A 24,848-nucleotide genomic window follows, 5' to 3' on the forward strand; every position below is an offset into this window, starting at 1 on the left:
CTTAATTGAAAAAATATTTTAAAACGAATTTATAAATTATATATCCAATCAGTGATCCTAAAATATCAGCTAAAATATCAAGAAATTCAAATGATCTACCTAATCCCATTACCTCTTGTAAGACTTCGGTGGAAATACCATATAAGAGAATAATCAGAAGAAAATAAAAAAAATGCAATCTTATAAATGAGATAGAAATACAAAATCCTAGAAATGCAAATATACTAAGATGAATAATCTTATCTATTCCTGGAAACATAAACCAATATTCTTGATTTTCAATTCCAGGTTTAAGAAGCATATAAGTAAGAAATGCCCAATAAATGGGCAAAACTATTTTTCTAAATAAACCACGGAATTTATCCAATTACTTCTTGGTATTCTATTGAATTCAAAAGTAATTCTTTTGAAAATCCATCTTTCAATTCTAATTTTACAATCCAGCCTTTTCCATAAGGATCAGAATTTAAGAGCTCGGGGTTATTTTCTAATGCACTATTAAACTCTACAATCTTTCCTGATAAAGGCAAAAATAAATCAGAAACAGTTTTTACTGCCTCTACACTTCCAAAAACATCACCTTCGTTCAATTCATCCTCAACACTATCTACATCAACAAAAACTATATCTCCAAGTTCCCCTTGTGCATAATCGGTTATACCAATTGTGGCAATGTTATTTTCAATTTTTACCCATTCGTGGTCTTTTGTGTAATTTAATTCTACAGGAATATTCATAATTAATTATTTAAAAATTAGATTAAGCAAATTTAATTCAAATATCCTAATAGACAAATGTATTAAAGTACTAATTAAAATTAATTTAATATAGCATAGAAAGAACATAATATAGATGAAGGTAACATCCATTTTTAATTAATTTTTATTTTAATCTAAAACAATATCTAAATTTTTTTAACATTTAAAAAGCAAAAAAAATTATAATCTTAAAGAATTTTATATATTTGCAACATTAACAATTATTAATAAAAATTAAAATTATGTCAGACATTGCATCAAGAGTAAAAGCTATCATTGCGGATAAGCTTGACGTTGAAGAATCAGAAGTAACTAAAGAAGCTAGTTTCACTAATGATTTAGGCGCGGATTCTTTAGATACTGTAGAATTAATTATGGAATTTGAAAAAGAATTTAATATTCAAATACCAGATGATCAAGCAGAAAAAATTACTACAGTAGGTCACGCTATTGCCTATATAGAGGAAGTAGTAAACAAATAACACTTGTAGAATTTAGAATTTATGGAATTAAAAAGAGTAGTTGTCACTGGTTTTGGTGCTATAACGCCAATTGGCAATAATGCAAAGGAATACTGGGAAAGCCTTATTAAAGGTGTGAGCGGAGCTGCTCCTATTACTCTTTTTGATTCTACTAATTTTAAAACAAAATTTGCCTGCGAAGTAAAAAATTTCGATCCTTTAAATTATTTTGATAAAAAAGAATCTAAAAAAATGGATCGTAATACCCAGTTTGGTATTGTCGCTGCACGAGAAGCAGTTGAACATTCTAGAATTATTGATGACAATTGCGATAAAAATCGGATTGGAGTTATTTGGGGTTCAGGAATTGGTGGGCTTGAAACTTTTGAAAAAGAAGTTTTAGGTTGGGCTGAATCTGGAGGTATACCGAGATTCAATCCCTTCTTTATTCCTAAAATGATTGCAGATATTACACCGGGTCATATTTCTATAGAATACGGTTTTCACGGTCCAAATTATACTACCGTTTCTGCGTGTGCATCATCTGCAAACGCTTTAATTGATGGAAAAATGTTGATTCAACTTGGAAAAGCAGATGTTATTGTTTGTGGCGGTTCAGAAGCTGCAGTTACGGCAAGTGGTGTGGGTGGTTTTAATGCGATGATGGCGCTCTCTACAAGAAATGATGATCCTAAAACAGCATCCAGACCATTTGATAAAGACAGAGATGGCTTTGTTTTAGGAGAAGGAGCTGGCTCTATTATTTTAGAAGAATATGAACACGCTAAAAAACGGGGCGCTACAATTTATGCTGAATTAAAAGGTGGTGGTTTAAGTGCAGATGCACATCACATGACAGCTCCACACCCAGAAGGATTAGGCGCTTATTTGGTGATGAAAAATTGTTTAGAAGACGCAGGTGTTTCAACACAAGAAGTAGATCATATTAATATGCACGGAACTTCTACTCCACTTGGAGACATTGCAGAATCTAATGCAATTTCAAAATTATTGGGAGATCATGCTTATGATATACAAATAAATTCAACAAAATCTATGACCGGACATCTGTTGGGAGCAGCTGGAGTTATAGAAGCTATTGCTGTTCTAGGAAGTATCACAAATTCTATTGTTCCTCCAACAATTAATCATTTTACAGATGATGAAAGAATAGATTCTCGCCTTAATTTCACTTTTGAAAAAGCGGTAAATAAAAATGTAAATATCGCTATGAGCAATACTTTTGGTTTTGGCGGTCATAATGCATGCGTTTTATTTTCTAAAATCTAAACTTCATTTATGGAAATCCAGAAGTATTTTTCTAAACTCCTTTTAAAGGACAAAAAGAAAAATTATTCTGAAAACGATTACTTTTTCAAGTCACAGGTAGAAAAAATTATAGGACTTCAAATAGAGAATTTAGAAATTTACAAAGAAGCTTTTTCTCTTCGAACTTCAACTCAATTAAAAAATAAAAGAAATTATGAACGCTTAGAATTTTTAGGCGATTCTGTTTTGGGCACTATTATTTCCTGTTATCTCTTTGAAAAATATCCTTTATCTAATGAAGGTTATTTAACTCAGATGAAATCAAAAATTGTCAATCGAAAAAATTTAAATAGATTGGGAGATGAACTTGATTTAAAAAATTTAATTCAAAATAATAAATCCCTAACTTTAAGTGAAAATATTTCAGGCAATTTATTAGAAGCACTTATTGGCTCTATTTATTTAGATTTCGGTTATACATTTTGTCATAAAATAGTTCTGGAAAGACTACTAAAACCAATCGATATCCATAAACTTGAAAATAAAATTATAAGTTATAAAGGTTTACTTTTAGAATGGAGTCAGAAAAAAAAGCTAAATATCTGCTATGAAACTTGCCAAGAAATACATGCAAATAATAATTTAGTCTATAGAAGCCATGTTATTTTAGAAAATGAAAACATTTCAAACGCCACAGAAAGTTCTAAGAAAAAAGCAGAAGAAAAAGCTGCGCAACGGGCATTTTATATTCTAAATAAAAAAGAAAATATTGTTGAAAACCAAAAAATTATTTCTTGATGAAGAAGAGGAAGAAACTACAAACTTGGGTCTGTTAAGGCTATCGCAAGAACTTCCGGCACACGAATTATTTTATAAAATCAACAAACTTAATGCCTTCAAATTTTCTAGAATAAAAGATTTAATTATCTACGGAGAATTTTACCAATACAACTTTCCACGCTTCGAGGCTTACCATCATTTAAGCAAAAACTGTATTCAAATTTTAAGCAATAAATCTGCAATCAGTCATAAAATTAAAGAAGAAAAAGAACTCTTCAATTTTGAAGAAGAAACCTCTTATTTATTTAGTGAATTGCAAGATGTAGATTATCTAATTAAAACTTCAGATTTAATTGATGAATTTTCCTTAATTTTGATGCCTGAAAATTTTGTGTTTAATATCCAAACTTTTCCTTTAAGTTCAATAGATGAACGCTACGAACTAATACAATACTATGAATAAATATTTAAAGAAAACTAAAATCATCGCCACTTTAGGACCTGCATCTTCTACAAAAGAAATTATGCTAGAAATGGTAAAAGCTGGAGTAGATGTTTTTAGAATAAACTTTTCCCATGCAGATTATGATTTGGTGCGAACAAACGTTAATTTAATCCGCGAAATAAATGAAGAATTCGGCTATACAATTTCTATTTTAGGTGATTTACAAGGTCCAAAACTTCGTGTAGGAGTTGTAAAAGAAGGCTCTTATTTAAATCCTGGAGATATTCTTACTTTCACAAATGAGAAAATAGAAGGAAATTCTAAAAAAGTTTATATGACTTATCAGAAATTTCCACAAGATGTAAAAGTTGGTGAGAAAATTTTAATTGATGATGGAAAACTCGTTTTAGAAGTTATTGAAACCAATGAAAAAGACACTGTAAAAGCCAAAACAATACAAGGTGGACCGCTAAGTTCTAAAAAAGGAGTAAATCTACCAAACACAAATGTTTCACTTCCTGCGCTTACAGAGAAAGATATTGAAGATGCAAATTTTATTTTAGATTTAGAATTGGATTGGATTGCACTTTCCTTTGTACGTCATGCGCAAGACATTATTGATTTAAAAGAAATCATAAAAAATCATCCAACCAACAAACAAAAAACACCAATTATTGCCAAAATAGAAAAACCCGAAGGCGTAAAAAACATCGAAGAAATTCTTATAGAATGTGACGCAATAATGGTTGCTCGTGGAGATTTAGGAGTAGAAGTTCCTATGGAAGAAGTTCCTGCGATTCAAAAAACTTTGGTAGAAAAAGCAAGATTTCATTCTAAACCTGTAATTATTGCCACCCAAATGATGGAAACAATGATCAATAGCTTAACTCCAACAAGAGCCGAAGTGAATGATGTTGCAAATTCCGTACTTGATGGCGCAGATGCAGTAATGCTTTCTGGCGAAACTTCTGTGGGAAGATATCCCGTTGAAGTTGTTGCAAATATGGCGAAAATAGTGAAAAATATTGAAGGAACTAATTTCTATCAAAACAAAAATTCCCCAATAGAAAAAGATATTAATTGTATTGACGAAAGATTTTTAACCAACAGAATCTGTCTTGCTGCTGTGAGAATTGCGAAAACCACAAATGTTCAAGCTATTGTAACTTTAACTTATTCTGGTTATACCGCTTTTCAAATTTCTGCGCACCGCCCAAATTCTCACATCATCGTTTTTAGCGCAAATAAACGCGTTACTACAATGCTCAATCTTTTGTGGGGCGTTCATGCGTATTTTTATGATATGAATAAATCTACCGATGAAACCATCGTTCAAGTTAATACACTTGCGCACCATTATGGTTTTGTGGAAAATGGTGATTACGTCATCAATTTAAATGCAACACCCGCAAATGTAGATGGAAAAACCAATACTTTAAGATTGACAACTATTTAAAAAAATTTGAGCGTATCCCTCGCCAAAGCTTTTGCAGCAACTCGGGTCGCGCTATACATTACAAGTCCTCATAAAAATTTTGCCCAGCTTTTCCAGCTGGGCAAAATTTTTATTCCGGGCTTTCCATTTCTATCGCTTACGCGGTTTATCGCTTCTTACAAAGGAGTTTGTAACTTAGAAATTCTATTTTTATTATGAAAGACTCTAATTTAAAAATTTCCTAAAACCGTTTTGGTTGTAGTAAATTCTTTAAGCGCTTCAAGAGATAATTCAATTCCGTAACCAGAATTTTTTGTTCCACCAAAAGGAAAACGCGTATCAGATTTTGTAAGTTGATTGATGGAAACTGTGCCACTTTGCAATCCGTTCATGAAGAAATTCAATCGGTTTTTATCTGTAGACCAAACTGCATTTGCCAAACCAAATTTTGTGTTATTTGCTAATTCTAAAATCTCTGCATCTGTTTCAGCTTCTAAAACCATTCCTAACGGACCAAATAATTCTTCATCTAAAACGGGATTTCCCACTTTCATTTTAATCAATCCTGGTTTAAAAGAAATTTCATCAATTCTTTCTAAAGGCACTATAATTTCCGCACCATTTTCCAAAGCATTTTGATATTGTTTTTCTAAATCAAGTGATAAATCTGCTCTCGCCATTCCTGCAATTTTAGTGTCTTTTTCCATCGGATTTCCTACTTTATAAGTTTTAAATTCTGCAATAAATTTTTTCATAAATTCTTCGTAAATTGAAGATTGAATAATAAATCGTTTTGCAGCCACACAAGTTTGTCCGCAATTTTGCAATCTTCCAAGAGCTGCACTTTTTGCTGCTTCATCTAAATTGGCATCATCTAAAACTATAAATGCGTCATTTCCACCCAATTCTAAAACAGATTTTTTTATATTTTTTCCCGCATTTGCAGCAACAGAACTTCCAGCGGTTTCACTTCCCGTTAAACTTACAGCTTTTAAAATTGGATCTTCTAAAAGTATTTTTATTGCGTCGTGTGAAATCTTAAGATGTGTGAAAACATAATCTGGAAAACCTGCTTCCTTAAATAATTTTTGTAAAGTATCGCCAGTTTTTTCACAAATTGAAGCGTGTTTCATTACCACAACATTTCCTGCTAAAATTGTTGGAACTGCAAATCTTAGAGCTTGCCAAAAAGGATAATTCCACGGCATAATTCCTAAAATTACACCCATCGGTTCTCGGTAAACTTCTGAAATTCCAAAATCACTTTCAATCACTTTCTTTTCTAAAGTATTTTCAGAAGTTCCATAAAATTCCATCATTTTTGCGCATTTCTTAATTTCTGAAATGGCTTGTGAAATTGGTTTGTTCATTTCGGAAGTAATAATCTTACCAAAATCTTCACTTCTATCTTTCAGAATTTCAGCAAATTTTAAAAATAATTTTTGTCTTTCTGTAAAAGAGATTTGCTTCCAGGAATTGAATGCGTCTTGTGATTTTTGTAAATTCATTTTATTAAAGTAAAAACCTAAATTTCGTGAAAAAATTGAGGATTGTCAATTTTATTTGATTTAATTATTCTGTATGCATCATAGATTGTGCCTAAGAAAAATTGAAAGAAACGATACTCGTCTTTCTAGCCCCGATTGTAACGGAAATCCCCGCCTCGGCGGGATTGGAATGGAAAGCGGGAAAAAAGTTTGGAGAAACTAAACCGTCTTGCTCCTAAAATTTTTAATCTGCCATAAACCATTCATTGACCAAACTCGCCGCGAGACGTGATGTTTTTTCTTGAAAATCTAAACTTGGATTGACTTCCGCAATATCCATCGCCAATAATTTTGGATTTTTTAAAATATGTCGGAAAAAATGCATAAAAGTGGCGTCTGCAAAAATCCCGTTATAAGCTACAGCACTCACTCCAGGTGCAATTGAAGCATTGAAAACGTCCATACAAATGGTGAGATAAAGTACGTTTACTGAAGATGAAAATGTATTTATTTTTTCATAAATCTGGGCTAAATTTTCAAAAAAAAGTTCTTCTGCAAGAATATATTTCATATTATTTTGATGGGCAAAATCAAATAATTTTAAAGTATTTGAGTTTTTTTGAATCCCGATATGAAGAGAATTCAGCGTTTCATTTTGAGCAATTTGAAAAAATCCTGTACCGGAAGTTGCGCCTATTTCTGGAATAATTTCTCGGTTATCAAAATGTGCATCAATATTTATAATGCCAATTTTTTTATTCGGAAAAGCTTTTCTAAGTCCAGAATAATGTGCGAACATCACTTCATGACCACCTCCAAGAACGATAGATTTTGCATTTTTATTTAAAATTTCTACAACATTTTCTGCTAATTTATTTTGAGCTTCTTCTAAATTTTGATTTTCACAAGTAATATTTCCGAAATCTTTTAAAGAAAAATTTTGTGTTGTAACCGGAAAATTAGCCATATTTTTCCGGATAATATCTGGAGCGTCTTTCGCGCCGACTCTTCCTTTATTTCTTTTTACGCCTTCATCTACGGCAAAACCTTGAAGAATAAAATCGTTCTCCGAAATATTTTCAAAATTATTTTCAACTTTTACGCGCTGAAAAATTCTTTGTGATAATGTGTCTTCGCCGTCGAAACGTCCTTGCCAAATCATAATTATTGATTTTATTTTTTTAAGTAAAAAATTTATGAGAAAAGATTATTGCTCCAATCGATAAATAAAAACTTACATTTTCAAATTATCAAATTAACTCATTTTCAAATTCTCTTGCTTCGCCGCAAAAGCCGTCGCTGCTTCTTTTACCCAAAGATTTTCACGTTGCGCTTTTCTTTTGGTTTCTAAACGTTTTTTGTTGCAAGGTCCATTTCCTTTTAAAACTTCCATAAATTCATCCCAAGGTAAATCTCCAAAATCATAATGTTGTCTTTCTTCATTCCATTTTAGATTTTCATCGGGCACTTTTAAACCTAAAAATTCGGCTTGAGAAACTGTAACATCTACAAATCTTTGTCTTAAATCATCATTACTTTCGCGTTTTACGCGGTAATTCATAGATTTTTGAGAATTGGGAGAATCTGTATCATTTGGACCAAACATCATCAAAGCCGGCCACCAAAATCTATTTAAAGCTTCTTGCGCCATTTCTTTTTGTTCTTTTGTGCCTTTGCAAAGTGTCATTAAAATTTCATAACCTTGTCTTTGGTGGAAAGATTCTTCTTTGCAAATCCGCACCATCGCTCTTGAATATGGACCAAAAGAATTTCCCATTAACATTACTTGATTCATAATAGCTGCTCCATCTACAAGCCAACCAATTGCTCCAATATCTGCCCAAGAAAGTGTGGGATAATTAAAAATACTGGAATATTTTGCGCGACCGGAAAGCATTTCATTATAAGTAGAATCACGGTCTGCGTCATTTGTGCCGTTATTTAAAGTTTCGGATGCGGCATAAAGATAAAGTCCATGTCCCGCTTCATCTTGGATTTTTGCTAAAAGTGCCATTTTTCGGCGTAAACTTGGCGCACGAGAAATCCAGTTTGCTTCAGGAAGCATTCCAACAATTTCCGAATGGGCGTGTTGTGAGATTTGCCGAACCAATAATTTTCTGTAATCTTCCGGCATTACATCTTTTGGTTCTACTTTATTTTCAGCTTGAACGTATTCTAAAAACTTTTCTTGTTCCATTTTATTAAGAAATTAGATGTGAGATTTTAGATTTTAGATATAAAAATATTTTGTAAAATCTTTCTCATTTAATATTAAGTTAGCGATGTGCTAATATATTTATTTCTATTTTAAAGCAATTTTCTTTCCACTATTTAATCTTTGATATAGATTCCCACTTGACCATCTGAAAACTCACCTGCTACAAAATTTACTGTTTTGTTTCCATCGCTTATTTCATATTCGTTAAAAAAATAAATCTGTCCTTCGTTAGGCGAAATGACTTCAATTTTCCTGTCAGAACAAGACCAATAAAAATTCCAAATATTTAATCCGCTAATTTTAAATTCTTTGTCGATCTCAATATATGACACAAATTTCCAGGTTTCCATAGTTTTTATTTTTTAAAAGAAAATAGATGTTTATTAAAATACTTTAATGATAAAATCAAAATATAAATTGAATTTATAATTAAAAGAATTATAGCGATATTTAAACTAAACCACGCAGTTTCTTGGATAAAATTAATGTTTCTTTCGCTATTTATATAATTTAAACTTCCCTTTAATTGAAAAGCAAACCATAAATCAAGCAGAACCAAAATTACCGTTAAAATCGGAAAAATATATTTTATAATTTTCAAATTAACACATTTCAAATTTTTCAGATTCCTTTAGACATCATAAGTTAAAATGACTATATTGGTTGTTGGATGACATTGACAAGTCAAAACAAAACCGCGTTCAACTTCATCTTCTGTTAATGCAAAATTCTTTTCCATAAATACTTCTCCTTCTAAAACCTGCGCTTTACAAGTGCAACAAACGCCGCCTTTACAAGCAAATGGAACGGGAAGTTTGTCTTTCAACGCTTGGTCTAAGATACTATTTTTCTTAGAATTCAGGTGAAACGAATATTCATCATCGTCAATAATTAAAGTGACCATACTTTCTAAATTCGGAATGGCTTTAAACTCATCACTCATTTCTGCATTTTCTTCATTATCGGGCGCAGAATAATATTCAAACATTACTTGCAAAGAGGGCACTTTTTTATCATTTTTTAAATAAGTAGAAATATTTTTTATCATTTCAGATGGTCCACAAAGAAAGAAATTGCTTTCTTTTACATTAATTTCTGGGAATCTTAAAAATAATTGTTCTAACTTTTCTGCAGAAATTCTACCTTCAAATAGTTCATCTTCAAAGTGCTTTTCCCGAGATAAAAGATAAACCACTTTAAATCTTCCTTGAAATTTTTCAATTAAATTATCAATTCTTTCTCTAAAAATAATATCATTAAAACTTTTATTGCTAAAAAAAAGAAAAGCAGTACTTTTTGGTTCTTGATGCAAAGCTTCTAATAAATTTGATAAAACGGGCGAAATTCCACTTCCTGCAGCTAAACCGATATAAGTTTTTTGATTGCTTTTATGATAATTGGTATAAAAATGTCCAGCTGGTGGCGAAACTTCTATTACGTCTCCTAAGTTTAAATTTTGATTTAAAAAAGTAGAAACTTTACCATCATCTAAATGTTTTACCAATATTTCTAGTTCAGAATTTCCATCAGTTGGTGCATTAATAATAGAATAAGAACGGCGCAAATCTTCTCCATTAAGCATCAATTTAACATTCAAATACTGTCCTTGTTTAAACTGAAAAAGTGAGCGCAAATTTTCTGGAATCTCGAATGAAATATGAGCAGAATCGTTGGTTTCTTTTTTATAATTAATAACTTTTAAATCGTGGAAATGCTGCATTATTTTAATTAAATTTTTAAATAAATCTCTAAAAACAAATATAAGAAAAGCAAAGCAGAGTTTAAAAGATTAATTTTCAGGAGAATCAAAATAGTCTTATACATTTTTCTACTTCATATGGGCAAAAAATCTTTAAGTGTGATTAGATTGTATTTTTTATTTTCTAAAAAAGAAGAAATTTTGTCGTTTATTTTAGAATTAATTTTATGAAATTCGGAAATTTTGTCGATTATAATTATAATATATAAAATTGTATGACTTTTGATGTAAAGAAAATACAATCACAAATTTTAAATATGAATCTTAATCAATATACCACAAAATCCCAAGAAGCTATACAAAAAGCACAGCAAGTGGCAATGGAATTTGGGAATCAAAGCATAGAACCGCAACATTTATTAGAAGGCATTTTGCAGTCCGATGAAAATATTTCCGTTTTCTTAATGAAGAAATCGGAAGCAGAACTCAATTTAATACGCGAGAGAAACAGAGAGAATATTGAAAAATTACCAAAAGTAGAAGGTGGAAATGTTTACTTATCGCAATCGGCAAACAAAGTTTTATTAGACGCACCAAATATTGCCAAAAAAATGGGCGACGAATTTGTAACAATTGAGCATCTTTGGTTAGCTTTATTTGAAACAAATTCTGAAGTTTCAAAAATGTTGAAAGATATGGGCGTTACTAAAAATGCCCTCGAATTAGCAATAAAAGAATTACGAAAAGGTAGCAAAGCAACTTCCGCAAGTTCTGAAGAAACTTACCAAGCTTTAAATAAATACGCTAAAAACTTTAATGAACTCGCAGCGGAAGGAAAATTGGATCCAGTAATTGGAAGAGATGAAGAAATCCGAAGAGTTTTGCAAATTCTTTCACGACGAACAAAAAATAACCCAATTTTAATTGGAGAACCAGGAGTTGGGAAAACCGCAATTGCAGAAGGAATTGCGCACAGAATTATTTCAGGAGATATTCCCGAAAATTTAATGGACAAAACTATTTATTCTTTAGATATGGGCGCATTAATTGCAGGTGCAAAATTTAAAGGAGAATTTGAAGAGCGGTTAAAATCTGTTGTGAATGAAGTTATAAAATCTGCTGGACAAATTATTTTATTTATTGATGAAATTCACACTTTAGTTGGCGCAGGCGGCGGAGAAGGCGCGATGGACGCAGCAAATATTTTAAAACCTGCTTTAGCGAGAGGTGAACTTCGTGCAGTTGGTGCAACCACTTTAAATGAATATCAAAAATATTTTGAAAAAGATAAAGCCTTAGAAAGACGTTTCCAGAAAGTAATGGTGGAAGAACCAGATACCGAAGACGCAATTTCTATTTTGCGTGGAATTAAAGATAAATACGAAGCGCATCACAAAGTAAGAATAAAAGATGAAGCCATAATTGCTGCCGTGGAACAATCACAACGTTATATTTCTGACCGTTTTCTACCAGATAAAGCGATTGATTTAATTGATGAAGCTTCAGCGAAATTACGAATGGAAATTAATTCTAAACCAGAAGAATTGGATGTTTTAGACCGAAAATTAATTCAAATGGAAATAGAATTAGCAGCAATTTCAAATGAAGGAAATGATATTCGTGTCAATCATTTAAAAGAAGATATTGCAAAATTTCAGGAAGAAAGAAACGAAATTAATGCAAAATGGTTGAAAGAAAAACAAAAATCTGAAGATTTAACGAGTCTTAAAAAAGATATTGAAAGTTTGAAACTCGAAGCAGAACGCGCTTCGCGAGCTGGAGATTACGCAAAAGTTGCAGAAATTCAATATGGGAAAATCAAAGAAAAAGAAGATGCATTGCAAACTTTAGAATTGGAAATGCAAAATCACCAAAATGAATTAATAAAAGAAGAAGTAACTGCAGAAAATATTTCTGAAGTCATTTCTAAATGGACGGGAATTCCGGTGACAAAATTAATTCAGTCTGAACGTGAAAAATTATTGCATTTGGAAGATGAATTGCACAAACGCGTTGTTGGACAAGAAGAAGCAATTGAATCTGTTGCAGATGCAATTAGAAGAAATCGCGCTGGTTTAAATGATGAAAAAAAACCAATCGGTTCCTTTTTATTTCTCGGAACAACCGGTGTTGGAAAAACCGAATTGGCAAAAGCACTCGCAGAATTTCTGTTTGATGATGAAAATAATATGACGAGAATTGATATGAGCGAATACCAAGAAAGACATTCTGTTTCGCGATTAGTTGGAGCTCCTCCCGGTTATGTAGGTTACGATGAAGGTGGACAATTAACCGAAGCTGTGAGAAGAAGACCTTATTCAGTGGTTCTATTGGATGAAATTGAAAAAGCGCATCCCGATGTTTTCAATACACTTTTGCAGGTTTTGGATGATGGAAGATTGACTGATAATAAAGGAAGAGTGGTGAATTTTAAAAATTCAATTATCATCATGACTTCCAATTTAGGCTCCCAAATTATTCAAGAGAATTTTGAAAATATCACGGAAGAAAATGTGGTAGAAATTGTAGATAAAACAAAAGAAGAAGTTTTTGCATTATTAAGACAAACTTTGCGTCCCGAATTTTTAAATAGAATTGATGAAACTGTGCTTTTCCAACCTTTAAGCAGAAAAGAAATTGGTAAAATTGTTCATTTCCAATTGCATGGTTTCAATAAAATGTTGGAAAGCCGTGGTATTTTTATGACCGCTACAGACGACGCGATAAAATATATTACCGATAAAGGTTATGATCCTGTTTTTGGCGCAAGACCTTTAAAAAGAGTTCTTCAACAGGAAGTTTTAAATAAATTATCTAAAGAAATTCTAGCGGGAAATGTAAATGATGGAGACAGAATTACGTTGGATTATTTTGAAGAAAGCGGTTTAGTTTTCCGACCTGTTGAATAATAAAATTAATTTTTATAATTGATTAATTAATGTGTTTGAAACCCGTCTTCAATTTTTGGAGACGGATTTTTTATTTTATTATCTTAGATTAAAATTTTAAAAATCATGAATCCAAAAGTAAATTTCTTGTTTGAAAAGCCAACTAAATTTCAAAGCGAAATAAAAGAATTACGAAAAATTGCATTAAAAACGGGTTTGGAAGAGGATTTAAAATGGGGACAAGCAACCTATATTTTAAATGGAAAAAATGTTTTTCTAATCCATCAGTTTAAAGATTATTGTGCGATTTTATTTTTTAAAGGCGCATTAATGCAAGATTCTGAAAAAATCTTAATTCAGCAATCAGCAAATACTCAAGCTACTATGCAATTGAGATTTACTAGTTTAAAAGAAATAAAAAATTTAGAAAAAATTATAGAAAATTATTTAAAAGAAGCAATTAAAATTGAAAAATCTGGCGAAAAAATAGTACTAAAAAAAACAGAAGAATTTGAAATGCCAGAAGAATTTTCCCAAGTTTTACAAGAAGATTCTACTTTAAAATCAGCTTTCGAAAAGTTAACTCCCGGCAGACAACGCGCTTATCTACTTTTCTTCGCGAGCGCAAAACAATCTAAAACGCGAGAACAAAGAATTGAGAAAAACATTGGAAGAATTTTGGAAGGAAAAGGTTTGAATGATTAATAGTTATTTATAAAACTTTAAGTTTTTTTAAACTTTCCTGATATCAAAAATGGCTCAATTTTTGATGAATCAAAAACTTATTTTCATCATTTGTGTTTGGAATCTCCTTAAATTTTTATTTAACGGGGATTTCTTTTTTTAAGTTTTTAAAAAATTATACACTTTTTTTTAAAATAAAAAAACTTCTCCATTTCTGGAGAAGTTTGTTATCAATTATTTTTTAATTTTTTATTCTTTAGTAAATTTATATTCTTGACCACCTTGTAATAAAGTAAAGCCTTTTTTGTCCGCATCAAATTGAATATCTATTCCAGCTTGCGAAAATGTAAATTTATCTTTTCCTAAATATTCAAATGGAATAGCGGGTTGTCCCGTTGCTTCAATAATTAATTGATCATTCTCGTTTTTAGTAGTGATTTTTATTGGAAGTTTTTTGCTACTAAAAACACCAACATAATCTGATAAATTTATTGAATCTACTTTTACTAATTTATCAGAAGTCCAAACATTATTTTTTCTATTGATATCTGGAACGGTACTTTTTGGATCTAAAGTTACACTCGCAATTTCTTTTGTAGAATTTACTTTGAAAGACCAATTCACATTTCTTTTCCAAATTTCTACAGGTAATTTTATATTTTGAGTTGTTCCATCTTTAAATTTCACTTCTACATCAACCGGCATTGGCATTTTTTCTAAATTTGAAATAGAAATTATAGCACCGTTTTTAGCATCCCCATTTACGTATTTTACGTCATCTACAGCTTGGTCTATTTTCCAATTATTAATAAACCAACCTCTCCAAAACCAATCCAATTCTTCCCCAGAAACATTTTCCATAGTTCTGAAAAAGTCTTCAGGTTGTGGATGTTTAAACGCCCATCTTTGAATGTAAGTTCTAAAAGCTTTGTCAAATCTTGCTTCGCCTAAAATATTATCACGTAACATATTTAAACCTGCGGAAGGTTTGTAGTAAGCTAAAATGCCAAGATTGGCTTCTTTCATATTATCTGGTGCATTAAGCACGGGTTCTAATCTTTCATTTTCCAAGAAAAAAGCAGATTTTCCTAAATCTTGTGTATCTGCATATTCTCCTTTATTAAAATCATCACTAGAAATTCCATTAAGAAAAGTATTAAAACCTTCGTCCATCCAAGCGAAACGTCTTTCGTTAGAACCAACAATCATTGGAAACCAGTTGTGTCCAAATTCATGATCTGTAACGCCCCACAAACTTTTTCCTTTAGATTTATAACTACAAAAAACAATTCCTGGATATTCCATTCCACCTTCATTTCCAGCAACATTTGTAGCTGCAGGATAAGTAAATTCATACCATCTTTTAGACATATTTTCTATGGAATATTTCACATATTCTGTAGATCTTCCATAAGCTCCATTTCCTGCACTTTCCACTGGATAAGCAGAAATTGCTAAAGATTTTTTGCCACTTGGTAAATTAATTCTCGCAGCATCCAAAATAAAGGCGGGCGAAGAAGCCCATGCAAAATCTCTTGCATTTTCTATTTTAAATTTCCAAGTTTTTGTTCCGTTTGCAGTTTTTGCGGCATTATTTACTTCAGCTTCAGATCTAATTGTAACAGTTTTATCACTGTTTCTTGCTTGATCCCAAAGTTTTAATTGTTGATTTGTATAAACATCTTTTGGATTTTCTAATTCTCCAGAAGCAACTACATAATGATTAGAAGGAACTGTAATTTCTGCAGCAATATTTCCATATTCTAAATAAAATTCTCCTGCACCTAAATAAGGAAGTGTGTTCCAACCCATAATGTCATCATAAACACACATTCTTGGAAACCATTGCGCAACTGTGAAAACTTTTCCGTTTTTAGTATCATTTACTCCCATTCTATCTGAACCATAATCAGGGGAAGTAAAAGAATAATTAATTTTAAATTTTATTTCGCCACCTTTGGATTTCAATTCTTGTGGCAAATCTATTTGCATTCTTGTATCTACAACAGTATAAGTTGGTTTTACTTTTAAACTCTTTCCATTTTCGGAAATAATTTCGATACTAGAAATATTGTAACCTCCATCAAAAGTTTCACCGTGTGCGCCGTTTCTACTTCCAGAAATTGGGATTACAGCATTTCCACGAGAATCTTTTTTAAATAAATTTTGATCCATCTGTAACCAAAGAAATCCCAAATCATCATAAGAATTATTCGTATAGGAAACTTCTACAGAAGCAGTAATTTCTTTTTTTGCTTCATTTAAATTGGCTTTTATGTTATAATTAACACTGTTTTGCCAATAATTATGACCGGGTTGTCCGCTCGCAGAACGGGTTTCAGTAGCGTTGTTTTGATAAAAATCTTGTTTGAAAGCTTCTGAGTAATCATACTTCGAAGTTTTGTCTTGTGCAAAAGCAAGCGCTGAAAAAGCAATTGCAAAAGCCAAAATTGGTTTGGAAAAATTCATTGTTTATAAGTTTTAGATAATATAAGTATGAAGTTTATTGGGTTTTGTTACAAGCGAATTTTATTTTGTTTAAATTGGTTTAATTCTATTTAAAAGTATAATTAAAAAAAAATTAGGAATTTTTCTTCGCTCTAATCATCGCTTCCATCATATCCCACATATCTTGCGGAATTTGTTCGAGCATATTAAATTCTCCTGCGCCTTGCAACCATTCGCCACCATCAATTGTAACAACTTCTCCATTTACATAAGCTGAAAAATCTGAAACCAAATATGCCGCAAGATTTGCCAATTCTTGATGATCTCCTACTCTTCTTAACGGTACTTTTTTACGCATATCAAATTTTTCTGCTAAATCTCCTGGTAAAAGTCTTTCCCAAGCTCCTTTTGTAGGAAATGGACCGGGCGCAATTGCATTAAATCTAATATTATATTTTGCCCATTCTACAGCTAAACTTCGTGTCATTGCGAGAACACCGGCTTTTGCACAAGCGGAAGGAACGACATAAGCGGAACCTGTCCATGCGTAAGTTGTTACAATATTTAAAACCGTTCCCGGAATTTTATTTTCAATCCAATATTTTCCAACGGAAAGTGTACAATTTTTTGTTCCTTTTAAAACAATATCCAAAATAGAATCAAATGCGGAATGCGTTAATCTTTCTGTCGGTGAAATAAAATTTCCTGCAGCATTATTCAGCAAAATATCAATTTGTCCAAATTCTTTTACTGCGGCGTCTTTCATGGCTTCTACTTCGTCCCAATTTCTTACGTCACACGCAACGCACAAAACTTTTCCACCCGTTTCATCTTCTAATTCTTTTGCTGTATTTTGTAATTTTTCTAAATTTCTTGAAGTGATTACGACTTTTGCTCCGAGTTGCAGAAAATATTTGGTCATTGCTTTTCCGAGTCCGCTTCCACCTCCAGTTACGATGGCAACTTTATCTTTTAATGCGTCTTCACGAAGCATTGGTTGTGTGTAATTCATGCTATTTTTATTTAGGTTTAAATTTAAGATTAATTTTTTGGAAAGAGAAATTAATTAAAATGTATTGGTTATTAAATAAAAAAAACTGCAACCAAAGATTGCAGTTTTAAAATAATATTTAAAAAAATTTAGTACCCGAAAATCTCTTCTAAAGTCAAGACTTTTACATCTCCCAATTTTTTCAATTGTTCCATCGTTACATTTTTATCAGAAGCAACAATTGCGTAAGTGTATGGTTTGTTTTTGAAATATTCATCATGGAATTTTTCTAAATCCCCCATCGAAACATCTCCGACTTGCGCATAAACTTTTTTACGAATATCTTCATTAAGACCTAAATCTTTCGCAGCCAAATAATTATAAATAATACCATCTTGCGTAATTCTTTCCGTTTCGATGTCTTTTTTTACTTGGTTTTTTGCTAAAAATAAATTGCCTTCTAAACTTGGTAAAGTTGTTAAAAGCTCATTCATTGCAGCGGTAGATTCATTAAATTTATCCGCTTGACTTCCCACATAACTCAAAATATAATAATCTTGGTCTTTTTTCTGTGGACTTACATAATAACCGTAAGTGCTGTAAGCTAAAGCTTTACTTTCTCTGATGGTTTGAAAAACAATAGAACCCATTCCGCCACCAAAATAATTATTATAAACATTTACCAAAGTAGTTTTGTCTGGGCTGTAAGAATCGGTATTTCTAATCCATCTTGTTTCTGCTTGAACCATATCATAATTTGCAAATAAAACCTGATTATTTGCTGGTTTCACTTGTTTAAATACTTTTTCAGCGGGTGCAACAGCAAAATTTTCTGGAACTTTGTGCATTGTTTTCAAAGTGGAAACCAAATCATTTAAAGCAAGTGGTCCATAATAAATTATAGTTTGCTCATAATTATTTAGATTTTTCAAATGATCTACCAATTCTTGTGAAGTAGTTGTTTCTAAATCTTTAGCGGACAAAGTGTAATTAAATTTATTATCTGCGCCGTAAATCGCATAGTTTGTAAGACCTTGCATTATTGCACCTTTATTTAATTTACTGTCTTTTCTGCTTTTATTAATTCTTGCTTTTAAATTTGCTAAAGCGGCGTCATCTGGTTTCACATTATTAATGATAGATTCATATAGCTCAACTGCTTTTCCGAAATTATCTTGTAAACCTTCGATAGAAACTGTAGTATATTCTGGACCAGAAGAAATATTAAAACTACAAGCAATTTTATAAAATTCTTTGGAAATCTGTTCCGCAGACATTTTATCAGTTCCTAAAAACTGAATGTAACTTGCAGCTAAAGATTCTTTTAAATCATTATAAGTTCCTACTTTATATCTGTATTTTAAACGGAAAATAGAGTTGTCTTTATTTGGAACATACAATACATCTGCAGCGCCCAATTTAGATTTTTGTAAATCTTTATTATAATCTAAAAACACAGGTTTTGATGGATTATTCGGCATATCATCTACCATTTTTACAAACGGAGATTGCTTATCTGGATTGGTAGAAACGGCTGTAATATGTGGTTTCTCAACTTTCTCACGGTTTTGCTTTTCACCTTTTCTTTTAAAAACTGCAACGTAATTATCTCCTAAATATTTGTTAGCGAAATTTACTACTTCTGCTTTTGTAATTTTAGATAAATCATTTACATAAGCCACTTGATCTCTCCAGTTTAATTCTGAAGTAAAAGCATCCATCAAAGAACTAGCGCGACTTCCGTAAGATTCACTTTCATAAATTTTACTTTTTTTGATATTATTTACAATAGATGTAATTAAATCATCGTCAAAATTTCCTTTTTTCAAATTATCAATTTGACCTAAAAGCAAAGTTTTCACCTCATCTAAAGATTGACCAGTTGTTGGTGAAGCTGATAAATAAAGCACACCGTGATCAATTAAAGTATAAGTAAATGCAGACGCACGTAATAGTTTTTGTTTTTTAACTAAATTTAAATCTAATAAACCCGCTTTTCCATTAGTTAAAACTTGCCCAACTAAATCTGCAATTAAAACATCTTTATCTTTATTACCGGGAAGTCTATAACCCATTGTTAAACTTTCTGCATCTGGACCAACAATTTCCTTAATAATTGGAGATGTAATTGGACTTTCTTGTTCAAAAGTATATTTTGGAACTGGTTTAGAAGCCATATTTTTAAATGACGCATCGATTTTTGCGATTACTTCATTTGGATCAAAATCTCCCGACATAATAATTCCCATATTATTAGGAACATAATAAGTGTGGAAATAATTTCTAATTTTTATTAATGAAGGATTTTTTAAATCTTTAATTGTTCCAATTGTCGTTTGTTTACCGTAATTATGTTTTTTAAATAAATTGGCAAAAAGTGTTTCAAAAACTTGATTTCCATCACTATCCAAACCACGGTTTTTTTCTTCATAAACCGCTTCTAATTCTGTGTGAAATAATCTTAAAATTGGATTACGAAAACGTTCCGATTGAACGGTAATATATTTATCAATAGAAGAACTTGGAACATCATCTGTATAAACAGTTTGCTCAAAACTTGTAAAAGCATTCGTTCCTTGTGCACCCATAGAAGACATTAATTTGTCATATTCATTCGCAATTGCAAACTTACTTGCAACACCAGAAACAGAATCTATTTTTTTATAAATAGCTTTTCTTTTCGCGTCATCTGTTGTTTTATTGTAAGTTTCATAGAGCGCATCAATTTTGTCTAATTGGGGTTTTTCTTTTGCCCAATCTAAAGTGCCGTATTTATCGGTTCCTTTAAAAAGCATATGCTCTAAATAATGCGCCAAACCTGTATTTGTAGCAGGATCTGTTTTACTTCCCGCTTTTACTGCGACATAAGCTTGAATTCTTGGATCTTTTGGAGTTGGACTTAAGATTACAGTTAAACCATTTTTCAAGGTGTAAAACCTGGCTTTCATCGGGTCGTTGGAAACGTATTTGTACGTGTAACCGCCGTCTGTTGCTGTCTTCCATTCAAATTTATCTTGGGCAAAAAGATGGACTACCAAAAATAAAAGTAGAAATTGTAACGATTTTTTTATCATATTAATAAAGTTTTTTTTAATGTGAAGTAAATGTAATTAAATTTTTGATATTTGTTTCAATATAATATTAAACCTGAATGTTTTTCATAATTTTTTAGGTTTTACTAAGAAGAAAAATATAATTTTTTTGGATGTTTGGGATTTGGATTAAAATTTATCTTTCAAAAAGTAATCTTTCTCCGTATTTATCAGAGTTAATTTCACCGTTATCGAAAACCAAATTTCCATTAACGAAAGTGTGTGTGATTTTAGAATGAAAAGTTTTTCCTTCAAACGGACTCCATCCGCATTTTGCTAAAATATTCTTTTTAGAAACAGTATATTCTTCATTTAAATCTACCAAAACCAAATCTGCCTTGAAACCTTCTTTTAGGAATCCACGTTTTTCTATTTCAAATAAAATGGCTGGATTATGACACATTTTTTGAACTAATTTTTCTAAAGAAATTTTTCCATTTTTATAATGTTCCAACATTTGATTTAAAGCATGTTGCACTAAAGGTCCGCCAGAAGGCGCTTGCAAATATTTTTTAGATTTTTCTTCCAAAGTATGCGGCGCGTGATCAGTTGCAATCACATCAATTCTATCATCCAAAAGCGCTTTCCAAAGTTCATCTTGGTCTTTTTGCGTTTTTATTGCAGGATTCCATTTGATGAAATTTCCTTTTTCTGCATAATCATTATCGGAAAAACTTAAATGATGAATACAAACTTCGGCCGTAATTTTTTTGTCTTTTAAGGGAATATCATTTCTAAATAAATCCATTTCTTTAGCGGTCGAAAGATGAAAAACGTGCAATCTCGCACCAGTTTTTTTAGCCAATTCAATCGCGTTTGAAGAAGAAATATAACACGCTTCTTCACTTCTAATAATTGGATGCATTTCCACTGGAATATCTTCGCCAAATTCTTGTTTCGCTTTTTCTAAATTTTCTCTTATCGTTGTTTCATCTTCGCAATGAACGGCAATTAACAATTTTACCTTTGAAAAAATTTTTTCTAAAGTTTCAGGATTATCAACCAACATATTTCCGGTCGAAGAACCGAGAAAAAGTTTTATTCCTGCGACATTTCTTGGATTTGTTTTTAGTAATTCTTCCAAATTGTCATTCGTTCCACCCATCATAAAAGAATAATTGGCGTAAGAATTTTTTGCAGCAATTTTATATTTTTCTTCTAAAATTTCTTGCGTTACGGCGTTTGGAACCGTGTTTGGTTGCTCAATAAAACTTGTAATTCCACCTGCAATTGCTGCGCGAGATTCACTTTCAATATCGCCTTTCCAAGTTAAACCAGGTTCGCGAAAATGCACTTGATCATCAATAATTCCGGGCAAAATATATTTTCCGGAAGCGTCAATTATTTTGTCTAAATTTTCTTCAGAAATGTCGTTTGATATTTTTTTAATTAAATCATTTTCAATCAACAAATCACTTTTAAAAATTTGATTTTCATTAATGAGTGTGGCGTTTTTAATTAAGATTTTCATTTATTCTACTTCGATATTTGTAGTTTTGGATAGGAAGACTTTGCTTGAAAGCCCTTTCCACAAATTTAAAAATTTAAAACAAATAATATTGTCTATTTTCACTCTCTATTCTCAAATCTTTTAATCTCAAATCTATTTAATTACATTTGCAAAAAACTTAGTAGATTTTGTATAAGAAATTATTGGGACAAACTGCAATTTATGGTTTAAGCACGGTTATAATCCGACTTTTTCCATTTATCATTTCGCCGATTGTTACAGCGAGATTTGGTCCAACTGCTTTAGCTCCTTTTATAGATTTTTATTCTGTGGCAGGAATTATTATTGTTCTGCTTTCTCACGGGATGGAAACCACTTTTTTCCGTTTTGCAGAAAAAGAGCAAAATTCTCAGAAACTCATTTCTACATCGACTTTAAGTGTAGTTTTTGCTTCATTAATTTTTGTTATTTTTTCCAACATTTTCCAAACAGATCTAGCTATTGCTTTTAAAACACCAGATCAAGTCAATCTTTTATTAATGATTGTTTGTGTTTTGGGTTTAGACGGTTTAAGCACGATGCCTTTTGTGATTTTAAGAAAAACTGGAAGACCTAAAAAATATGCAGTCATTAAAATTATTAATGGTGTTATTAATTTTCTTTTGGTTTTATTTTTTTTAGTTCTCCTTCCAAAATTAGGAAATACAGGTTTTTTAGGATTTACTTACAATCCAAAATTTGGAATTGGATATGTTTTTGTCGCCAATTTAGTTGCAAGTGCAGTTACTTTTCTTCTTCTTTTTCAAGAATTAAAAACAGTTCGATTTGGTGCTTTCGATTGGTCTTTATGGAAAAAAATGATGGCTTATTCTTGGCCAATAACTGTTGCGGGATTAGCTGGTGTTGTAAATGAAACTATGGATCGCCAATTTTTAAAATATTTATTACCGAACGGAATCAACACCGAACAAATGGCAATTTACGGCGCAGTTTGCAAAATTGTTACTTTCCTTACTTTGTTTCGACAAGCCTATTTATTAGGAATTGAACCTTTCTTTTTTTCGCACGCAAAAAACGAGAATTCTGGTCAATCTTATGCGAAATTAATGGACATGTTTGTGGTTGTAAATTGCGTAATTCTTTTAGCCTTATGTGCAAATCTAAATTGGCTTGCCCATTTTTATTTAAGAAATCCTGCGTATAATATTGGAATTCCAATTGTGCCGATTGTTTTGATGGCGGCTGTTTTTCTTGGGATTTATCTTAATATGTCGGTTTGGTATAAATTATCAGACAAAACAATATTTGGCGCATATCTTTCTTTATTAGGCGCTATTGTTACAGTAGGAATTAATGTTTATTTTATTCCTAAATATGGATTTTGGGCATCAACTTGGGCAACATTTTTCTCTTATTTTTCTATGATGACGGTTTCTTATTTTTTAGGACAATATTTTTATCCAGTTCCTTATCACATGAAGAAAATTTTGCTTTATCTAGGCGGAAGTATTTTATTTTCCGTGCTTTCTTTCTATGTTTTTAATGGAAATTTAATTATTGGAAATGCTTTATTATTGCTGTATATTGCAGTCATTACTTTTGTAGAAAAAGACCAATTAAAAAGACTTATTAAATAATTTTAGAAAAATATAGTAGTTTTGCATTTCTGATTAAAAATAACTTTAATAAATAAAGATGAAAATAATAGTTCCAATGGCTGGAAGAGGTTCCAGATTAAGACCACATACTTTGACGGTTCCAAAACCTTTAATCCCAATTGCAGGAAAACCAATTGTACAAAGATTAGTAGAAGACATTGCAAAAGTTGCCGGAGAAAATATTGATGAAATCGCTTTCATTATTGGCGACTTTGGAGTTGAAGTTGAAGAATCTTTATTAAAAATTGCTGAAGAATTAGGTGCAAAAGGAAGCATTTATGTTCAAGAACATCCACTTGGAACAGCTCACGCCATTAAATGTGCAGAAGATTCTATGCAAGGTGATGTGGTAGTTGCGTTTGCAGATACTTTATTTAAAGCAGATTTCATTCTTGACACCAATTCTGATGGTGTAATTTGGGTGAAAAAAGTAGATAATCCATCTGCTTTTGGAGTGGTAAAATTAGACGATTATGGTTTTATCACAGATTTTGTAGAAAAACCAAAAGAATTTGTTTCAGATTTGGCAATTATAGGGATTTATTATTTCCGAAGTGCAGAAAAATTAATGGAAGAAATCAATTATATTATGGACAATAATATAATGGAAGGCGGCGAATATCAATTAACAAGAGCTTTAGAAAATCTTCGTCAGAAAGGGGCGAAATTTTCTCTTGGAAAAGTAGATGATTGGATGGATTGTGGAAACAAAAATGCAACCGTAGAAACAAACGGCAAAGTTTTACAATATGAGAAAGAAGAAATGTCTCACTTTCCTACTTCTGCTCAAATTGAAAATTGTATGATAATTCCACCTTGTTTTATTGGTGAAAATGTTAAAATAAAAAATTCTAAAATCGGTCCTTGTGTTTCTTTAGGAAACAATACCATAATTATTAATTCTAATATTGACAATTCATTAATTCAAGAAAATACAACCATTGATCACGGAAATCTTAGCAATTCTATGATTGGTAATTCCGCAGAATATTATGGCGTTGCTCGAGAAATTTCTTTAGGAGACTTTTCTGTTTTAGATTTTTTATCTAAAGGAGGAAACTAATAGCTCTTAGCCTTCGTAAATA

Annotated in this window: 20 protein-coding genes; 9 read left to right on the forward strand and 11 right to left on the reverse strand. The window is 31.3% G+C overall.

Annotated features, from left to right (window positions below; all coding sequences use genetic code 11):
* Position 1: 1 nt before the first annotated feature.
* Together ACN0WB_RS00005 and gcvH are read right to left on the reverse strand one after the other, a co-directional pair.
* Positions 2–367 (reverse strand): VanZ family protein, encoded by a 366-nt coding sequence (locus tag ACN0WB_RS00005; RefSeq protein WP_417427601.1) that lies wholly within the window; start codon positions 365–367, stop codon positions 2–4.
* The gene (gcvH, locus tag ACN0WB_RS00010; RefSeq protein WP_417427602.1) at positions 360–737 is read right to left on the reverse strand and encodes a glycine cleavage system protein GcvH; all 378 of its coding nucleotides are present in this window, start codon (positions 735–737) and stop codon (positions 360–362) included. The genes ACN0WB_RS00005 and gcvH overlap by 8 nt, the downstream gene beginning before the upstream one ends.
* A 263-nt stretch (positions 738–1,000) precedes the next feature.
* Between gcvH and ACN0WB_RS00015 the strand changes: the two genes are divergently transcribed.
* From ACN0WB_RS00015 to pyk, 5 genes are read left to right on the forward strand one after another with little or no spacing between them, the layout of a single operon-like run.
* Entirely contained in the window at positions 1,001–1,240 is a 240-nt protein-coding gene (locus ACN0WB_RS00015) for an acyl carrier protein (protein ID WP_417427603.1), read from the forward strand.
* Between the two features lie 21 nt (positions 1,241–1,261).
* Positions 1,262–2,509, forward strand: coding sequence for a beta-ketoacyl-ACP synthase II (gene fabF / locus ACN0WB_RS00020; RefSeq protein ID WP_417427604.1), 1,248 nt, complete (start codon positions 1,262–1,264; stop codon positions 2,507–2,509).
* Between the two features lie 9 nt (positions 2,510–2,518).
* Positions 2,519–3,286: a ribonuclease III gene (rnc, locus tag ACN0WB_RS00025; protein ID WP_417427605.1), complete on the forward strand. Its 768-nt coding sequence runs from the start codon at positions 2,519–2,521 to the stop codon at positions 3,284–3,286.
* A complete protein-coding gene (locus ACN0WB_RS00030; RefSeq protein WP_417427606.1) occupies positions 3,261–3,731 on the forward strand; it encodes an IPExxxVDY family protein in 471 nt (156 codons plus the stop codon). The genes rnc and ACN0WB_RS00030 overlap by 26 nt, the downstream gene beginning before the upstream one ends.
* On the forward strand, positions 3,724–5,169 hold the full coding sequence (pyk, locus tag ACN0WB_RS00035; protein ID WP_417427607.1) for a pyruvate kinase: 1,446 nt from the start codon (positions 3,724–3,726) through the stop codon (positions 5,167–5,169). The genes ACN0WB_RS00030 and pyk overlap by 8 nt, the downstream gene beginning before the upstream one ends.
* A gap of 209 nt (positions 5,170–5,378) precedes the next feature.
* Here pyk and ACN0WB_RS00040 read toward each other — a convergent pair whose 3' ends face one another.
* The 5 genes from ACN0WB_RS00040 to ACN0WB_RS00060 all read right to left on the reverse strand — a co-directional run bounded on the left by ACN0WB_RS00040 (position 5,379) and on the right by ACN0WB_RS00060 (position 10,573).
* Positions 5,379–6,656: an aldehyde dehydrogenase family protein gene (locus ACN0WB_RS00040; RefSeq protein ID WP_417427608.1), complete on the reverse strand. Its 1,278-nt coding sequence runs from the start codon at positions 6,654–6,656 to the stop codon at positions 5,379–5,381.
* A 223-nt stretch (positions 6,657–6,879) separates the two neighbouring features.
* Complete coding sequence (hutG, locus tag ACN0WB_RS00045; RefSeq protein ID WP_417427609.1) at positions 6,880–7,797, reverse strand: formimidoylglutamase; 918 nt, start codon at positions 7,795–7,797, stop codon at positions 6,880–6,882.
* A 93-nt stretch (positions 7,798–7,890) separates the two neighbouring features.
* Complete coding sequence (paaA, locus tag ACN0WB_RS00050; protein WP_417427610.1) at positions 7,891–8,832, reverse strand: 1,2-phenylacetyl-CoA epoxidase subunit PaaA; 942 nt, start codon at positions 8,830–8,832, stop codon at positions 7,891–7,893.
* 134 nt (positions 8,833–8,966) lie between these two features.
* Complete coding sequence (locus ACN0WB_RS00055; protein ID WP_417427611.1) at positions 8,967–9,203, reverse strand: hypothetical protein; 237 nt, start codon at positions 9,201–9,203, stop codon at positions 8,967–8,969.
* A gap of 281 nt (positions 9,204–9,484) precedes the next feature.
* Positions 9,485–10,573: an FAD-binding oxidoreductase gene (locus ACN0WB_RS00060; protein WP_417427612.1), complete on the reverse strand. Its 1,089-nt coding sequence runs from the start codon at positions 10,571–10,573 to the stop codon at positions 9,485–9,487.
* Between the two features lie 296 nt (positions 10,574–10,869).
* On the opposite strand from ACN0WB_RS00060, the gene clpB reads away from it, so the two are divergent.
* Positions 10,870–13,461: an ATP-dependent chaperone ClpB gene (gene clpB / locus ACN0WB_RS00065; RefSeq protein ID WP_417427613.1), complete on the forward strand. Its 2,592-nt coding sequence runs from the start codon at positions 10,870–10,872 to the stop codon at positions 13,459–13,461.
* A 105-nt stretch (positions 13,462–13,566) separates the two neighbouring features.
* Positions 13,567–14,145: a YdeI/OmpD-associated family protein gene (locus ACN0WB_RS00070; RefSeq protein WP_417427614.1), complete on the forward strand. Its 579-nt coding sequence runs from the start codon at positions 13,567–13,569 to the stop codon at positions 14,143–14,145.
* A gap of 228 nt (positions 14,146–14,373) precedes the next feature.
* On the opposite strand, the gene ACN0WB_RS00075 is transcribed toward ACN0WB_RS00070, so the two are convergent.
* The 4 genes from ACN0WB_RS00075 to ACN0WB_RS00090 form a co-directional block, all read right to left on the reverse strand.
* Positions 14,374–16,593 (reverse strand): M1 family metallopeptidase, encoded by a 2,220-nt coding sequence (locus ACN0WB_RS00075; RefSeq protein ID WP_417427615.1) that lies wholly within the window; start codon positions 16,591–16,593, stop codon positions 14,374–14,376.
* A gap of 112 nt (positions 16,594–16,705) precedes the next feature.
* Positions 16,706–17,584, reverse strand: coding sequence for an SDR family oxidoreductase (locus tag ACN0WB_RS00080; RefSeq protein WP_417427616.1), 879 nt, complete (start codon positions 17,582–17,584; stop codon positions 16,706–16,708).
* A gap of 128 nt (positions 17,585–17,712) precedes the next feature.
* Positions 17,713–20,637 carry a M16 family metallopeptidase gene (locus ACN0WB_RS00085; RefSeq protein WP_417427617.1) on the reverse strand — a complete coding sequence of 975 codons (2,925 nt, stop codon included), beginning with the start codon at positions 20,635–20,637 and terminating at the stop codon, positions 17,713–17,715.
* A 154-nt stretch (positions 20,638–20,791) separates the two neighbouring features.
* Positions 20,792–22,126, reverse strand: a complete 1,335-nt coding sequence (locus tag ACN0WB_RS00090; protein WP_417427618.1) for a dihydroorotase — start codon at positions 22,124–22,126, stop codon at positions 20,792–20,794.
* A 167-nt stretch (positions 22,127–22,293) separates the two neighbouring features.
* Between ACN0WB_RS00090 and ACN0WB_RS00095 the strand changes: the two genes are divergently transcribed.
* Positions 22,294–23,742, forward strand: a complete 1,449-nt coding sequence (locus tag ACN0WB_RS00095; RefSeq protein ID WP_417427619.1) for an oligosaccharide flippase family protein — start codon at positions 22,294–22,296, stop codon at positions 23,740–23,742.
* Between the two features lie 58 nt (positions 23,743–23,800).
* Positions 23,801–24,826 carry a sugar nucleotidyltransferase gene (locus ACN0WB_RS00100; RefSeq protein ID WP_417427620.1) on the forward strand — a complete coding sequence of 342 codons (1,026 nt, stop codon included), beginning with the start codon at positions 23,801–23,803 and terminating at the stop codon, positions 24,824–24,826.
* Positions 24,827–24,848 lie beyond the last annotated feature (22 nt).

The sequence above is a fragment of the Halpernia sp. genome, from assembly GCF_048269545.1.
GTDB lineage: Bacteria > Bacteroidota > Bacteroidia > Flavobacteriales > Weeksellaceae > Halpernia.

Coding starts and splice junctions, on each gene's coding strand:
- gcvH (WP_417427602.1), bottom strand. CDS start 737: ATGAATATTCCTGTAGAATTAAATTACACAAAAGACCACGAATGGGTA.
- ACN0WB_RS00015 (WP_417427603.1), top strand. CDS start 1,001: ATGTCAGACATTGCATCAAGAGTAAAAGCTATCATTGCGGATAAGCTT.
- fabF (WP_417427604.1), top strand. CDS start 1,262: ATGGAATTAAAAAGAGTAGTTGTCACTGGTTTTGGTGCTATAACGCCA.
- rnc (WP_417427605.1), top strand. CDS start 2,519: ATGGAAATCCAGAAGTATTTTTCTAAACTCCTTTTAAAGGACAAAAAG.
- pyk (WP_417427607.1), top strand. CDS start 3,724: ATGAATAAATATTTAAAGAAAACTAAAATCATCGCCACTTTAGGACCT.
- ACN0WB_RS00040 (WP_417427608.1), bottom strand. CDS start 6,656: ATGAATTTACAAAAATCACAAGACGCATTCAATTCCTGGAAGCAAATC.
- hutG (WP_417427609.1), bottom strand. CDS start 7,797: ATGATTTGGCAAGGACGTTTCGACGGCGAAGACACATTATCACAAAGA.
- paaA (WP_417427610.1), bottom strand. CDS start 8,832: ATGGAACAAGAAAAGTTTTTAGAATACGTTCAAGCTGAAAATAAAGTA.
- ACN0WB_RS00055 (WP_417427611.1), bottom strand. CDS start 9,203: ATGGAAACCTGGAAATTTGTGTCATATATTGAGATCGACAAAGAATTT.
- ACN0WB_RS00060 (WP_417427612.1), bottom strand. CDS start 10,573: ATGCAGCATTTCCACGATTTAAAAGTTATTAATTATAAAAAAGAAACC.
- clpB (WP_417427613.1), top strand. CDS start 10,870: ATGAATCTTAATCAATATACCACAAAATCCCAAGAAGCTATACAAAAA.
- ACN0WB_RS00070 (WP_417427614.1), top strand. CDS start 13,567: ATGAATCCAAAAGTAAATTTCTTGTTTGAAAAGCCAACTAAATTTCAA.
- ACN0WB_RS00075 (WP_417427615.1), bottom strand. CDS start 16,593: ATGAATTTTTCCAAACCAATTTTGGCTTTTGCAATTGCTTTTTCAGCG.
- ACN0WB_RS00080 (WP_417427616.1), bottom strand. CDS start 17,584: ATGAATTACACACAACCAATGCTTCGTGAAGACGCATTAAAAGATAAA.
- ACN0WB_RS00085 (WP_417427617.1), bottom strand. CDS start 20,637: ATGATAAAAAAATCGTTACAATTTCTACTTTTATTTTTGGTAGTCCAT.
- ACN0WB_RS00090 (WP_417427618.1), bottom strand. CDS start 22,126: ATGAAAATCTTAATTAAAAACGCCACACTCATTAATGAAAATCAAATT.
- ACN0WB_RS00100 (WP_417427620.1), top strand. CDS start 23,801: ATGAAAATAATAGTTCCAATGGCTGGAAGAGGTTCCAGATTAAGACCA.